This window comes from Pseudoduganella umbonata, assembly GCF_014192225.1.
In the GTDB taxonomy this organism is placed as follows: Bacteria; Pseudomonadota; Gammaproteobacteria; order Burkholderiales; family Burkholderiaceae_D; genus Rugamonas; species Rugamonas umbonata.
The window spans coordinates 154,332-168,507 of the sequence record NZ_JACHXS010000011.1; the positions used below are offsets into that span (position 1 = coordinate 154,332).

Here is a 14,176-nt window from a genome sequence, read left to right on the forward strand (position 1 = left end):
ACTGAGAGCAACAAAATGCCCAAGCACGTGTTCATTTCGAACAACAAAATTCAAGTTTCCCTTGTCTGGCGGCACTACAGGTCGCGGGCCCGCTGGACGGCAAACTTGATCAGCTCGGCCTGCCCTTCGATGCCCAGCTTGCGCTTGATGTTCAGGCGGTGCGTTTCCACGGTGCGCACGGAAAGGTCGAGCTCGCGGGCGATCTGCTTGTTCGATTCGCCGTTGGCGATGTGCCGCAGCACTTCCTGCTCGCGGCTCGTCAGCTCGTCCTGCGCGGGCGCGCGCACCAGCTGGCCGGCCAGCGCCGCGCTGTAATAGATCCCGCCGGACATCACGGTTTCGATCGCCACCACGATATCCTTGCCGGGCGCATCCTTCAACACGTAGCCGCGGGCGCCTGCCGCCATCGCCTGCGACACGTATTCCTGCTTGTCGTGCATCGACAGGACCAGCACGGCGATCTCCGGGAATTGCGCGCGAAAGGCGCCCGTTGCCTCGATGCCGTTGGTACCACGCATATTAATATCCATCAGCACGAGGCCGGGCGCATGCAGGCGCGCCGCCTCCAGCGCTTCGGCGGCGCTGCCCGCCTCGGCCACCACGTCGAATCCGGGCACGGCTTCGAGCCGGGCCCGCAAACCGTCCCGCACCAGCGGGTGGTCGTCCACCAGCAGTATCCTGATCGTCATCTTACGTTCCGTAATCAATGTGGGCCCGCACCGTGGTGCCGGACGGGGAAGAATCCAGCTCCAGCCGGCCGCCGATCGCCTCCATCCGCTCCATCATGTTGCGCAAGCCAATGCCACGCTGCGGGTGCCGGGCGATGTCGGCCGGGTCGAAACCCACGCCGTCATCGCCCACCGACAGCGTCACGCCGTGCGTGCTGCCGGTCAGCGCGACCGCGATGCGGCCCGCGTGCGCGTGGCGTTCGATGTTCGTCAGCGCTTCCTGGGCGATGCGGAACAGCACCGTGTTCGCCGTTTCCGGCAGCCGTTCCGTGCTGCCCTCGGCCGCGAACTGCACCGGCATGCCGCTGTTGTGCTGGAATTCCTCGGCCAGGTGGGCCAGCGCCGGGGCCAGCCCGATATCGTCCAGCACCGCCGGGCGCAGGTTGTGGGAAATGCGGCGCACTTCGCCCAGCACCTTGTTCAGCTGCCCGGCCGTGTGTTCGAACACGGCCAGCGCCTTCTCCGTTTGCGCCGGCTGGCCGGACAGCCGCTCGATGCCCGCCTCGATCTGCAGCTTGATCGAGACCAGCCACTGGCTGATGCCGTCGTGCAGGTCGCGCGACAGGCGCGCGCGCTCCTCTTCCTGCGATTCGACCACGCGCTGGGCCAGCGCCTTGAGCTTCGCGTCGGCCACGCGCGATTCGGAAACGTTCAGCGCCAGTCCGGAAAAGCCCACGGCCAGCGCCGACAGGATGGCGATGGCCGCGATCCACAGCATCGTGTTCTGGATATTGCCGCGCTGCTGCGTGTCGATCCTGGCCAGTGCGCGATCCACGTCGTCCAGGTAAAGGCCGGTGCCCATCATCCAGCCCCAACGCTCCATCGGGATCACGTAACCCAGTTTCGCCACCTCCTGCCGCGTCGAGGGCTTGACCCACTGGTAGCGTTCCAGTCCGCCGCCGGCGCCGGCCCGCGCCAGCAGGCGCTGGAGCGTGAGGTTGCCGGCGCTGTCGCGCATCGCGTACAGGTTGCGGCCAACCAGGTCCGGCTGGCGCGGGTGCATCAGGCTGTTGCCCTGCATGTCATAGACGAAGAAATAGCCGTCGTTGCCGAAGGAGAGCGAGGCCAGGATGCGCTTCGCCTCGTCCTGGGTGGCAGCGTCGGTGCGGCCGGATTCGTACAGGCGCTTTACGGAGTGCGCGGCCAGCGCCACGTAGTGCTTCAGCTCCGCCTCCTTGCTGGCCAGGTAGGCCTGTTCGATCGCCGCCTTCTGCTGCGTGGCCAACAAGGCCGATTGGTGCCACACTGCCAGCGCGATGGCGCACAGCGCCAGGATCAGCGGCGTGATCGCGAGGAAGATGACTTTTTGCCGGAGTTTCATGGCGCGATTGTACGTTGCGTGTGCGCGCCACCTTCTACGTAGTACTACGCAGTGGCGCTGCGTAGAAGTGCGCTTGTGGGAGATATGCAATTGATGAATACTTAATATATAACTGCGATAAGCTTAACGCGGAATCAACAGTGCGCCCCAGGCGCCAACTTGGAGGAAACATGAACCCCGTAATGAAGAAATTCGGCTGGGCAGCGCTATCGCTGGCCGGCGCGAGCGCGTTGGGCGTCGTCGCCCTGAAGCGCGGCGAACCGATCAGCGCTATCTGGATCGTCATCGCCGCCGTCTGTGTGTACCTGATCGCCTACCGCTTCTACAGCCTGTTCATCGCGCGCGACGTGATGCAGCTCGATGCGAAGCGCATGACCCCGGCCTACAAGCACAACGACGGCCTCGATTACGTCCCCACCAACAAGAACGTGCTGTTCGGGCACCACTTCGCCGCCATCGCCGGCGCCGGCCCGCTGGTCGGCCCGGTGCTGGCCGCGCAGATGGGCTACCTGCCCGGCATGCTGTGGATCCTGGCCGGTGTGGTATTCGCCGGCGCCGTGCAGGATTTCATGGTGCTGTTCCTGTCGATGCGCCGCGACGGCCGCTCGCTGGGTGACCTGATCAAGTCCGAGCTGGGGCCGATCCCCGGCAATATCGCGCTGCTGGGCACCTTCATGATCATGGTGATCATCCTGGCCGTGCTGGCGCTGATCGTCGTGAAGGCCCTGACCGGCTCGCCGTGGGGGTCGTTCACCGTGATGGCCACGATCCCGATCGCCATCTTCATGGGCGTCTATTCGCGCTACTTCCGCGTGGGGCGCATCGGAGAAGTGTCCATCATCGGCTTCGTGCTGCTGATGCTGGCCATCGTCGGCGGCCAGTACGTGCAGGAACACGAGGCGCTGGCGCCGATGTTCATGTTTACCGGCACCGAGCTGACGTGGATGCTGATCGGCTACGGCTTCATCGCCTCCGTGCTGCCCGTGTGGCTGCTGCTGGCGCCGCGCGACTACCTGTCGACGTTCCTGAAGATCGGCACCATCGTCGCACTGGCGCTGGGCATCATCATCGTGGCGCCCACGCTGCAGATGCCGTCGATCACGCGCTTCATCGACGGCACCGGCCCGGTCTGGTCCGGCAACCTGTTCCCGTTCCTGTTCATCACGATCGCCTGCGGCGCCGTGTCCGGCTTCCACGCGCTGATCTCTTCCGGCACCACGCCGAAGATGATCGAGAACGAAACGCACGCCCGCTTCATCGGCTACGGCGCGATGCTGATGGAATCGTTCGTCGCCATCATGGCGCTGATCGCCGCTTCCACCATCGAGCCGGGCATCTACTTCGCGATGAACAGCCCGGCCGCGCTGATCGGCACCACGCCGGAATCGGCCGCCGCGGCGATCTCGCAGTGGGGCTTCTACGTGACGCCGGAAATGCTGACGCAGATGGCCAAGGACGTGGGCGAGCACACCATCATCTCGCGCGCCGGCGGCGCACCGACGCTGGCGGTGGGCATGGCGCACATCCTCTCCAACGTGATCGGCGGCCAGGCCATGATGGCCTTCTGGTACCACTTCGCGATCCTGTTCGAGGCGCTGTTCATCCTGACCGCCGTCGACGCGGGCACGCGCGCCGGCCGCTTCATGCTCCAGGATCTGCTGGGCGCCTTCGCCCCGGCCATGAAAGAGACCGACAACCTGTTCGCCAGCCTGGTGGCGACCGCACTGTGCGTGGCGGCGTGGGGCTACTTCCTGTACCAGGGCGTGGTCGATCCGCTGGGCGGCATCAACACGCTGTGGCCGCTGTTCGGCATCGCCAACCAGATGCTGGCCGGTATCGCGCTGATCCTCGCCACCGTGGTGCTGTTCAAGATGAAGCGTGCCCGCTATGCATGGGTGACGATCGTGCCGACGATCTGGCTGCTGATCTGCACGCTGTATGCGGGCTGGCTGAAGGTGTTCGACGCGAATCCGAAGATCGGCTTCCTGTCCCATGCCGACAAGTACTCGGCGGCGCTGGACAAGGGTGAAGTACTGGCCCCGGCCAAGTCGCTCGACCAGATGAGCCAGGTGATCTTCAACGACTACATCAATGCCGGCCTGGCCGCCTTCTTCATGGTGGTGGTGCTGTCGGTGCTGGTGTTCGGCGTACGCATGGCGCTGCGTGCCAATGCCGCGGCCCATCCAAGCCACAAGGAAACGCCGCCACAGATGATGCCGGCGCAGTAAAGCGAGCGAGAACGCCATGTTCGATGAAATCGTCAAGGCCGGGCGCTACCTCGGCCAGAGCATGCGGCTGATGGTGGGCCTGCCGGAGTACGACACCTACGTGGCGCACTGCGAGGCCACGCACCCGGACCAGCCGGTCATGAGCTACGAGGAGTTCTTCAAGGAACGCCAGGAAGCCCGATACGGCGGTGCAGGCAAGCGGGGTGGCTGCTGCTGACGCGGCGCGCCAGCCCATGACGACGGACGGCCCGGTCGCGCAAGCGGCCGGGCCGTTTTTCCATCCGCGCCCGGAGCACGGGGCCGGCGTTCACGAACCGGAATACGAGGTATCGCGAGAAAAGACTTCATCGACCGGCGCCCTCTTGCTAAGGTCCTGTCACGAAAAACATGACGCCAGGGCGGCGCGGCCGAAGCCCCCATGGCAAACGGAGACAGGATGCGTGACACGCGACAACGAGCGGGTGCTGGCCGGCGGATCGCCCTGGCCGGTGCGGCGGCAGCACTTGTGACGGGCTGCGCCCACAGCCCTCCCCCCTCTGCCCAGCCCGAACTCGGCGTGCGCAGCAAGGGCATCGTCGACACCGGCGGCTTGCGTTTCCGGGATGCCAACGGCAACGGGCGGCTGGACCGCTACGAGGACTGGCGCCTGTCGCCGCAGGCGCGGACAGCCGCCCTGCTGGACAGGATGACCCTCGCCCAGAAGGCCGGCCTGATGCTGATCGATACCCTGAACGCCGGGTGTGCGGGGGATGCCGGCACCACGCAAGCGGCCCGGTTCGTCCACGAGGCACGCATGGTCCGCTTCATCCTGCGCAACATGGCGAGCGCCAGTCCGGACTCGTGTGACGTCAAGCCCGGGCGCAATGGCCATACGGTCACCCCTGCGCAACTGGCCGCCTTCCACAACGCCGTGCAGGCCATGGCCGAAGCGGAGCCGCTCGGCATTCCCGTGCTCTTCAAGGACAACCAGCGCAACCACTACAACAACGATCCGCGCTTCGGCATCTCGAGCGGCGCCGGCGCATTCACCGAGTTCCCGCGCGAAGCCGGCATCGCCGCCGCGGCACTGGGCAGCGGCAGCATGGCGCCCGTGGAGGCGTTGACCGCGGTGATGGGCGAGGAATACCGGTCCGTCGGGCTGCGCGGGGTGTACGCCTACATGGCCGACCTGGCGACGGAACCGCGCTGGTACCGCGTGTCCGAGACGTTCACGGAAAATGCCGATCTCAATGCCGGCATCATGCGCTCCCTGGTCATGGGCCTGCAAGGCGGGCCGCTGAATCCGCGCTCCGCGGTGGCGCTGACGATGAAGCATTTCCCGGGAGGCGGCCCGCAGGAGCAAGGCCTGGATCCACACTACACGTTCGGCAAACGGCAGGTCTACCCTGGCAATAATTTTGCCTACCACCTGAAGCCCTTCCAGGCCGCGATCGACGCCGGTGTCTCGTCCATCATGCCTTACTACGGCGTCCCCATCGGCGTTGTCCATGAAGGCGTCAGGTATGACGACACGGGCTTCGCCTTCAATCGCCAGATCGTGACCGACCTGCTGCGCGGGAAGCTCGGCTTCAAGGGCTACGTCAATTCCGATACCGGGATCGTCACCGACCGCGCCTGGGGGCTGGAAGACAGGACGGTGCCGGAACGCGTCGCTGCCGCCGTCAACGCCGGTGTCGATCTGCTGTCCGGCTTCAGCGATCCCGGCGTCATTACCGCGCTGGTTGCCGAGGGGCTGGTGTCGGCCGAACGTGTCGACGAGGCGGCCGGCAGGCTCCTACTCGAGCAATTCCAGCTCGGGTTGTTCGAAAACCCCTATGTGGATGTCTCGCGGGTCGCAACGGTCATCGGCAGCGAAGCCCATCGTGCCAAGGGCATGGAAGTACAGAAGCAGTCCATCGTCCTGCTCCAGAATGGCATGCAGACGCATGGCAGGCTGCTTCCGCTGGCGGCGGGCAAGCGGATCTATACGATGGGCATGGGCCGGGCCGACGTCGAAAAGTACGGTTACCAGGTGACCGATGGCAGCGGCACCGGGTCCGGCAAGCGCCCGGCCGCGGCGGGCCACGATGCCGCGATCATCCGGGTCCAGGTGACCAACCCGGCCAAAGTCACGCTCGGCTACCGCACGAAGGAGCTGGGCGCCGATCCGGCCAGGCCCAATCCGCGCACCGGGAAACCGTGGGGCGCGGAGGATTCCTGCAATCTGTTCCCGGCCAGGAATCCACGTTGTGCCGACGACCTGGGGCTGCTGTTCGGCGGTGCCTTCCCCTGGGAAGTGAACAATCTCTCGTTCACCACCATGGCGGCTTCGCAATCGTGGCAGGTGACGCCGGCACTGGCAGACATCCAGGCCGTCATGAACGAGATAGGGCCGGAACGCACGGTCCTCGTCATTTATTTCCGGCAGCCGTATGTCCTCGACGAAGCGAGCGGCCTGAGGTCGGCGGCAGCGATCCTGGGGACCTTCGGTGTGAGCGATACGGCGGTCATGGAAGTCGTCAGCGGAAAATTCAAACCGATCGGCAAGATGCCGTTTGCCCTGGCCGACAAGCTCGAGGCCATCGTCGACAAGCAATCCGACGTACCCGGATATGCGCCGGCCGATACGCTGTATCCCTACGGCTTCGGCATGACTTACTGAACGCAGGGGATTCCGGTGAATTAAACCAGCCGGTAGCTGCAGTGGTGACAATGTGAGAGATTTTCCACGGGCAGCTCTTCTATACTGGGGCTTTCCCTCCCCTGTCCCCATGCGCCTCTTCCTGCTTGCCCTGACCTTCTGCGCCGCGACCGCCGCGCAGGCCGCCGACACATTCGCCTTTCCGCTGCAGCCCGGCCCCCATGCCGTAGGCCTGCAGGTCAAGCAGCAGTACGACCGCTCCCGGGTGTACAAGACGCGCGTGTCGCTCGTCACCGGCAAGCCGGCCAGTGGCGAACGGGCGCGGCCGATGCAGATGCTGGTGTGGTATCCGGCCGCGCGCGGCGGCAAGCCGGTGACGTTCCGCGATTACTACGCCACCGGGGCCACCGAGGCGGACCTCACGCTCGATGCCGCCGAGGTCGGGCGCATCACGGACGCACAGCTTGCAGAACAGATCTCGGGCTGGCCCGCCGGCGCCGAGGCAGTGGCGCGCCCGATGTGGGCGGTGCGCGATGCGCCGGCAAAGCCGGGCAAGTTCCCTGTCGTGATCTATGCGCCGAGCTTCAGTGCCGGGGCGGCGGAAAACGCCGACCTGTGCGAATACCTCGCCAGCCACGGCTACATCGTGCTCGCCAGTGTCTCGCAGGGAGCGCACCAGCGGTCCATGACACTGGACGTGGAAGGCGTGGAAACGCAAGCCGCCGACATCGCCTGGCTGATCTCCCAGGCCGGCACCATGGCCAATGCCGACACCGACCGGCTGGCGGTGGCCGGCTTCAGCTGGGGCGGATTGGCCAACGTGGTGGCGGCCGCCAGGGACGATCGCATCAAGGCGCTCGTCAGCCTGGATGGCTCGGTGCGCTATTTCCCCGACATGGTCGACGGCGGCAAGGCCGCGATTCCTTACGTGACGCCGGCACGGGTGGCGGTGCCGATGCTGTACGTCGCCCAGCGCCCCGCAACGATCGAGGAGCTGAACCGGAACGAAAAGAGCACCGGCTTCAGCCTGCTGAACCGCATGACCTACGCCGATGTGTACGTGGTGACGATGCACCCCATGCAGCACCGGCATTTTTCCGCACAGGGCCTGCACCTGGCGCGCGACGGCGAATTCGACGGCGACTACACGCGCGACGACGTCACGGCGGCCTATGGCTGGATGGCGCGCTACGTGCATCGCTTCCTCGACGGCTACCTGAAGGACGACGCGGCGGCGCGCACCTTCATGGCCAACAAACCGGTGGCGAACGGCGTGCCACGGCACATGGTGTCGCTCGATGCCCGGCCCGGCAGCGGCGTGCCGCCCACGCTGGAAAATTTCGCCGCGCAACTGGCGGCGCGCGGCTTCGACAACGCGGCGGCGATCCACGACGAGCTGAAAGCGCAAGGCGCCACCTTCAAGCTCGAGCCGCATGACATCAACAGCTGGGGCTACGAGCTGCTGCGCGGCGGGATGGCGCGCGAATCGGTGGCGATCTTCCGCTTCGGCACGCAGCTGCATCCAAAGGACGCCAACCTGTACGACAGCCTCGGCGAAGCGCAGGCCAAGGCCGGCCAGCGCGAAGCGGCGATCGACAACTACCGGCGCTCGCTGGCGCTGAACCCGAAAAATGCCAACGCCGTCGAACGGCTGAAGGCGCTGGGGGCCCCCGCCGCGCCGTGAACCCTGTGGCAGCACCGGAATATTTTCCGAAAACCGGTGGCGTAGCAGGGGTTTCGAGGAGCATCGCTCCTCGCCTGCGCAGCGGAGATAGCCTGCAGGCTATCTCTCCTTCCAGGCCCCCCAAAAATCGAAGTGTTGCAAAAAAACCGGTGGCGTAGCAGGGGTTTCGAGGCGCCGCGCGCCTCGCCTGCGCAGCGGAGATAGCCTGCAGGCTATCTCTCCTTCCAGACACCGGTTTTTTTGCAACACGCTGCCAGCGGTGTCGCACGACATCCCCGTCCAATATTAACAACAGGAAATTTAACGCAGGGAAATTAGACAGACATCAAGGCGCCGCCTTTCCGTACGGATAAAGTTTTCCTGATGGAATCCTTGAGCGGCGGCGGACATGTTTAATTTCGAACGTTCGGGCTTGAGCAGGAAACTGACCCTCACCTCCGTGCTGTCTACCTGCAGCGCGCTGCTGCTGGTCTTTGCCGCGTTCGCCCTGACTTGTGTGATCAACCACACGGAAAACCAGACCAGGCAGGTCACCTCGCTGGCCGATGTCATCGCCATCAACAGCGTGGCGCCCTTGCTGTATGTCGACCGCGTGACGGCGGAACAGGCGCTCGGCGCGCTCGTGGTGCAGGACGAGATCACGCAGGCGGTGCTGTACGACCGCAACGGCAAGCCCTTTGCCAGGTTCCCGGCCGGCGGCACGGCACCCGTGCAGGGACTGGCGCCGGAGACGCTGGCGGCGCTGAAGAAGATGGAACTGGTGGAGCCGCCCACGCACCTTTTTTCGCGCGCGGCACTGGGCACGATAGGGGAATCGATACAAAGCACGATCAGGGACACGATCCGCGGCTCGATCCGGATCGTGCGCCCGGTACGCGTGGCAGGCCACCTGGTGGGCGCGGTCATGATCGAAGCCGGCGCCACGCGCATGTGGCTCGGCATGCTGGAAAGCATGGGCATCACGGCGGTGGCAACCGGCATCGCGCTCGCGATGGCGCTGGCGCTGGCGGCCCGCTTCAAGGGCAGCATCGCCGAGCCGATCGGCGAACTGATCGCAGCGGCGCAGCGCGTGTCGTCCACCCAGACCTACGCGCAGGTGCAGCACCAGCGCAGCGACGAGCTGGGCACGCTGATCGACAGCTTCAACGAAATGATGGCGCAGATCGAGTACCGCGACACCAAGCTGGCGCAGTACCGCGACCAGCTGGAACGCCAGGTCAGCGTGCGCACCGAGCAGCTGGAAAAGGCCAAGAACGCGGCGGAGGCGGCCAGCCGGGCCAAGAGCGCCTTCCTGGCCACCATGAGCCACGAGATCCGTACGCCGATGAACGGCGTGCTGGGCATGACGGAACTGCTGCTGGCCACCGGCCTCACCGAACAGCAGCGGCACTACACCAGCATGGTCCAGCGCTCCGGCGAACACCTGCTGGTGATCATCAACGACATACTCGATTTCTCGAAGGTGGAAGCGGGCAAGCTGACGGTCGAATACATCCACTTCAATTTCCGTGAGCTGCTGGACGACATCGACTACGTGTTCTCGCCGCAGGCGCAGGCCAAGGGCCTGGAGCTCGAACTGGCGATCGCACCCGATATCCCGGTGGCCGTCATCGGCGATCCGAACCGGCTGCGGCAGGTGATCGTCAACCTGCTCGGCAATGCGATCAAGTTCACCGACGCCGGCCGCATCACGGTGCGCATCGCCGTCATCGCCGAGGATGCCCAATCGGTCGGGCTGCGCGTGGAAGTGCACGATACCGGTGTGGGCGTGTCGCGCGATGCGCGCACGCGCATCTTCGATTCGTTTTCGCAGGCCGACGGTTCCACCACCCGCAAGCACGGCGGCACCGGCCTGGGGCTGGCGATTTCCAAGCAGCTGGTGGAACTGATGGGGGGCACGATCGGTGTCGACAACGCGCTGATCCGCGGTTCGATCTTCTGGTTCACCGTGCGCTTCGACAAGCGCCGCGTGGACGCCGACGAAGCGTCGTTCAACCAGAAGACGACGAAGGGCTTGCGCGCCCTGCTCGTCGATGCCGGCGTGGAGACGCGTGCCGCGCTGGAAGCCCTGCTGGCACGCTGGCACCTGAAATGCGACTGCGCCGACAGTGCCGGCGAAGCGCTGCGACTGCTGCGCGCGGCGGTCGACTGCGGCCAGCCGTACGACGTGGCGCTGCTGGACATGGAGCTGCCGGAGGCCGGCGGGCTCGTGCTGGCGGCGGACATCAAGGCCGATCCGGCACTGGCGGCGGTGCGGCTGCTGCTGCTGTCGACCGAGCGCAACGCCGCCGACACGGTGCAGCGGCGCGAAGCCGGCGTGGCCTTCCAGCTGATCAAACCGGCGCGCGAGAGCGACTTGTACGACTGCATCGTGACACCACTGCGCGCCAGCGAAGGCGTCCGCATGGCGTCGCCGCAGCAGGCGGACCGCCTGCCGCAGCCGCTACACCGGCCTGTGGTAACGCAGGCATGGGCCGGACAGGCCGGACAGGCAGGACTACCAGGACAGCTGGAACAGCGGCATCCGGCAGTGCAGGCCGCGCCGCAGCCCGGCGCACGGCGGCGCCACACGGTGCTGCTGGCCGAGGACAACCCCGTCAACGTGGAAGTGGCCTGTGCGATGCTGGAAGCCCTCGGCCTGGCAGTGCACCGCACCTGCAATGGCGAGGAGGCCCTGGCGGCCGTGAAGGCGCGCGACTTCGACCTGGTGCTGATGGATTGCCAGATGCCGGTGATGGACGGCATGGCGGCCACCGCCGAGATCCGCCGCCTCGAGCAGCAGCAGGGCCGCGCGCGCCGGCTGCCCATCATCGCGATCACCGCGAATGCGCTGCAGGGCGACCGTGAAACCTGCCTGGCGGCGGGCATGGACGATTACCTGTCGAAGCCGTTTTCGCAGGCCATGCTGCGCGATACGCTGGCGCGCTGGGTCGCGCTGCCGCGGGCGGCGCTGCTGCATCACGGCGACGCGCGCCGGCCGGTGCGCCGGGACGCGGCACCGTGTGTCGCCTCCTTCGCCTCCTTCCCCGCCTTCCCTCCCCCTGTGCCGGCGCCGGCGCCGAGGCCGGCGGAAGGCGCCATCAACCGTCATGCACTGGACGCGATTCGCACGCTCAGCGCGGACAAGGGCGAGATCCTGCTGCAGCGCGTGCTGCACGCGTTCATCGACGACACGCCCAGGCGTCTGGCGTCGCTGCGCGAAGCCATCGACACCGGCAATGCCGGGTCGGTTCGCAAGGTGGCCCACAGCCTGAAGTCCTCCAGCGCCAATGTCGGCGCCGACACGCTGGCCCAGCTGAGCAAGGACATGGAACAGCTGGGACGCAACGACATCAACAGCGGCGCCGCCGCCCTGCTCTCGACGATGGAGCGGGAATACGCGGCGGTGCGGGACACGCTTACTTCCATGTTCGTCAAGGAGACCTAGAATGGCAGCACCCTTCCCCCCTCAACGCGGTACCGTGCTGGTCGCCGACGATGACCCCGTCATGCGTCTCCTGATGCTGGAGATGCTGGCCCAGGTCGGGCTGGACACGATCGAGGCCGAAGACGGCGAGCAGGCGGTGGCCTGCTTCGACCGGCTCGCGCCCGACCTGGTACTGCTCGACGTGGAAATGCCGCGGATGGACGGCTTCGACGTGTGCCGCGCGATCCGGGCCCGCGAGCTGGGACGCGGCCATACCACCTCGGTGCCGATCGTGATGGTGACCGGCGACGACGACCTGAAAGCCGTGACCCAGGCTTACGAAGCCGGTGCCACCGACTTCGTGTCGAAGCCGATCAACTGGCCGATCCTGGGACACCGGGTGCTGTACGTGCTGCGCGCCAGCGACGCGATCGCCCGCCTGCGCATCGCCGATGCGCACAACCGCGCCGTGCTGGCGGCGATCCCGGATACGTTCTTCCGCATGAGCCCGGACGGCTACTATCTCGACTACGAACAGGGCCACGATCCGGGCGCCGCGTTCACCGAGCAGCAGTGCGTGGGCCGGCACGTGCGCGACGTGCTGCCGCGCGCCATCGCCGAGCGGCTGCTGGACCAGTTGAAGACGGTGCTCGACACCCACTCGATCCGCTCGGTCGACTACGCGCTGGAACGCGACGATACGGTGCACCACTTCGAGGCCCGCCTCGTCAGCACCGGTGCCGGCGAAGTCCTGGGGCTGGTGCGCGACATCAGCGAACGCAAGCGCACCGAGGAACAGATCCGCCGGCTGGCTTATTGCGACAGCCTGACCGGCATTCCGAACCGGCAGGCGTTCCTGGAAATGCTGGAGCGCGAACTGGAACGCTCGCGCCAGCACGGCCGCAAGTTCGCGATCCTGTTCATGGACCTGGATTCGTTCAAGCGCATCAACGACACGCTGGGCCACGACGTGGGCGACCTGCTGCTGAAGGTCGTGTCCGAGCGGCTGCACGAAACGATCCGCCCGGGCGACGTGGTGGCGCACCAGGGGCTCGGCGAGGCAGCGTCGCGCGGTATCCCGGAACGGCGCGGCAACAACCTGGCACGGCTGGGCGGGGACGAGTTCACGATCCTGATTCCCGACCTGGACCGCGTGGATGATGCGCTGAACGTGGCCCACCGCGTCAAGGATGCGATGCGGCGGCCGTTCCACCTGGACGGGCACGAGATCTTCGTCACGGCCAGCATCGGCATTTCTCTGTACCCGGAAGACGGCGACGATTCGACATCGTTGCTGAAATACGCCGACACGGCGATGTACCACGCGAAGAACTGCGGCAAGAACAACGCGAAGCTGTACAGCTCGGCGCTGACGACGCAGATGATGAGCCATGTGAAGCTGGAGATCGGACTGCGCCGCGCGCTGCAGAACAACGAGCTGTACCTGCAATACCAGCCGCAGATCGACGTGCGCAGTGCCCGGATGGTCGGTGTCGAGGCGCTGGTGCGCTGGCGCCATCCGGAACACGGCATCGTCGGGCCGAACGAGTTCATTCCGCTTGCCGAGGAAACCGGCCTGATCGTGCCGATCGGCGCCTGGGTGCTGCGCACCGCATGCGGCCAGGCGCGCGCGTGGCAGGAGCAGGCCGGCCGCCCGGTGCGGGTCGCCGTGAACCTGTCGGCACGCCAGTTCAAGGACGAGAACCTGGCGCAGACGGTGCTGTCGGTGCTGAACGACACGGGCCTCGACCCGTGCCTGCTGGAGCTGGAACTGACCGAAGGCACGCTGATGGACGATGCGGTGGCCACGCTGGCCACGCTGGAACAGCTGCGGGCCATCGGCGTGTACCTGTCGATCGACGATTTCGGCACCGGCTACTCGTCGATGAACTACCTGAAGCGCTTCGACGTGCGCGCGCTGAAGATCGACCGCAGCTTCATCAGCGGGCTACCGGAAGATTCCGAAAACGCTGCGATCACGCGCGCCATCATCGCCATGGCGCATGGGCTGAAGCTGGCCGTGGTGGCCGAAGGCGTGGAAACGGGCGAGCAGCTGCAGTTGCTGGAGCAGTACGGCTGCGACATGGCGCAGGGCTACCTGCTGGGGCGGCCGTCGTCGGGAGAAGCGATCGGCGAGATGCTGATGGGAGAAGCGTTGACTCGTTGAGCCGGGGTGCAGCCTGCGGCCG

8 protein-coding genes are annotated in these 14,176 nt (G+C 66.2%); 6 read left to right on the top strand and 2 right to left on the bottom strand.

Annotated features, from left to right (window positions below):
- Positions 1-74: 74 nt before the first annotated feature.
- Both FHS02_RS24560 and FHS02_RS24565 read right to left on the bottom strand, forming a co-directional pair.
- Positions 75-689 (bottom strand): response regulator, encoded by a 615-nt coding sequence (locus FHS02_RS24560; RefSeq protein WP_137316804.1) that lies wholly within the window; start codon positions 687-689, stop codon positions 75-77.
- A gap of 1 nt (position 690) precedes the next feature.
- Positions 691-2,049, bottom strand: a complete 1,359-nt coding sequence (locus FHS02_RS24565) for a cache domain-containing protein (protein WP_137316803.1) — start codon at positions 2,047-2,049, stop codon at positions 691-693.
- Positions 2,050-2,219: 170 nt separating this feature from the next.
- On the opposite strand from FHS02_RS24565, the gene FHS02_RS24570 reads away from it, so the two are divergent.
- The 6 genes from FHS02_RS24570 to FHS02_RS24595 all read left to right on the top strand — a co-directional run bounded on the left by FHS02_RS24570 (position 2,220) and on the right by FHS02_RS24595 (position 14,154).
- On the top strand, positions 2,220-4,277 hold the full coding sequence (locus FHS02_RS24570) for a carbon starvation CstA family protein (RefSeq protein ID WP_137316802.1): 2,058 nt from the start codon (positions 2,220-2,222) through the stop codon (positions 4,275-4,277).
- Positions 4,278-4,293: 16 nt separating this feature from the next.
- Positions 4,294-4,494: a YbdD/YjiX family protein gene (locus FHS02_RS24575; RefSeq protein WP_137316801.1), complete on the top strand. Its 201-nt coding sequence runs from the start codon at positions 4,294-4,296 to the stop codon at positions 4,492-4,494.
- Between the two features lie 219 nt (positions 4,495-4,713).
- Positions 4,714-6,918 (top strand): glycoside hydrolase family 3 protein, encoded by a 2,205-nt coding sequence (locus FHS02_RS24580; protein WP_137316800.1) that lies wholly within the window; start codon positions 4,714-4,716, stop codon positions 6,916-6,918.
- 109 nt (positions 6,919-7,027) lie between these two features.
- Positions 7,028-8,581: a CocE/NonD family hydrolase gene (locus FHS02_RS24585; RefSeq protein ID WP_137316799.1), complete on the top strand. Its 1,554-nt coding sequence runs from the start codon at positions 7,028-7,030 to the stop codon at positions 8,579-8,581.
- 388 nt (positions 8,582-8,969) lie between these two features.
- Complete coding sequence (locus FHS02_RS24590; protein WP_137316798.1) at positions 8,970-12,008, top strand: hybrid sensor histidine kinase/response regulator; 3,039 nt, start codon at positions 8,970-8,972, stop codon at positions 12,006-12,008.
- Position 12,009: 1 nt separating this feature from the next.
- Positions 12,010-14,154 carry a putative bifunctional diguanylate cyclase/phosphodiesterase gene (locus tag FHS02_RS24595; protein WP_137316797.1) on the top strand — a complete coding sequence of 715 codons (2,145 nt, stop codon included), beginning with the start codon at positions 12,010-12,012 and terminating at the stop codon, positions 14,152-14,154.
- The last annotated feature ends 22 nt before the right edge of the window (positions 14,155-14,176 follow it).

Excerpts from the sequence above, each read along its gene's own strand:
- FHS02_RS24590 (WP_137316798.1), top strand. The coding sequence starts at position 8,970 with ATGTTTAATTTCGAACGTTCGGGCTTGAGCAGGAAACTGACCCTCACC.
- FHS02_RS24565 (WP_137316803.1), bottom strand. The coding sequence starts at position 2,049 with ATGAAACTCCGGCAAAAAGTCATCTTCCTCGCGATCACGCCGCTGATC.
- FHS02_RS24580 (WP_137316800.1), top strand. The coding sequence starts at position 4,714 with ATGCGTGACACGCGACAACGAGCGGGTGCTGGCCGGCGGATCGCCCTG.
- FHS02_RS24560 (WP_137316804.1), bottom strand. The coding sequence starts at position 689 with ATGACGATCAGGATACTGCTGGTGGACGACCACCCGCTGGTGCGGGAC.
- FHS02_RS24570 (WP_137316802.1), top strand. The coding sequence starts at position 2,220 with ATGAACCCCGTAATGAAGAAATTCGGCTGGGCAGCGCTATCGCTGGCC.
- FHS02_RS24575 (WP_137316801.1), top strand. The coding sequence starts at position 4,294 with ATGTTCGATGAAATCGTCAAGGCCGGGCGCTACCTCGGCCAGAGCATG.
- FHS02_RS24585 (WP_137316799.1), top strand. The coding sequence starts at position 7,028 with ATGCGCCTCTTCCTGCTTGCCCTGACCTTCTGCGCCGCGACCGCCGCG.
- FHS02_RS24595 (WP_137316797.1), top strand. The coding sequence starts at position 12,010 with ATGGCAGCACCCTTCCCCCCTCAACGCGGTACCGTGCTGGTCGCCGAC.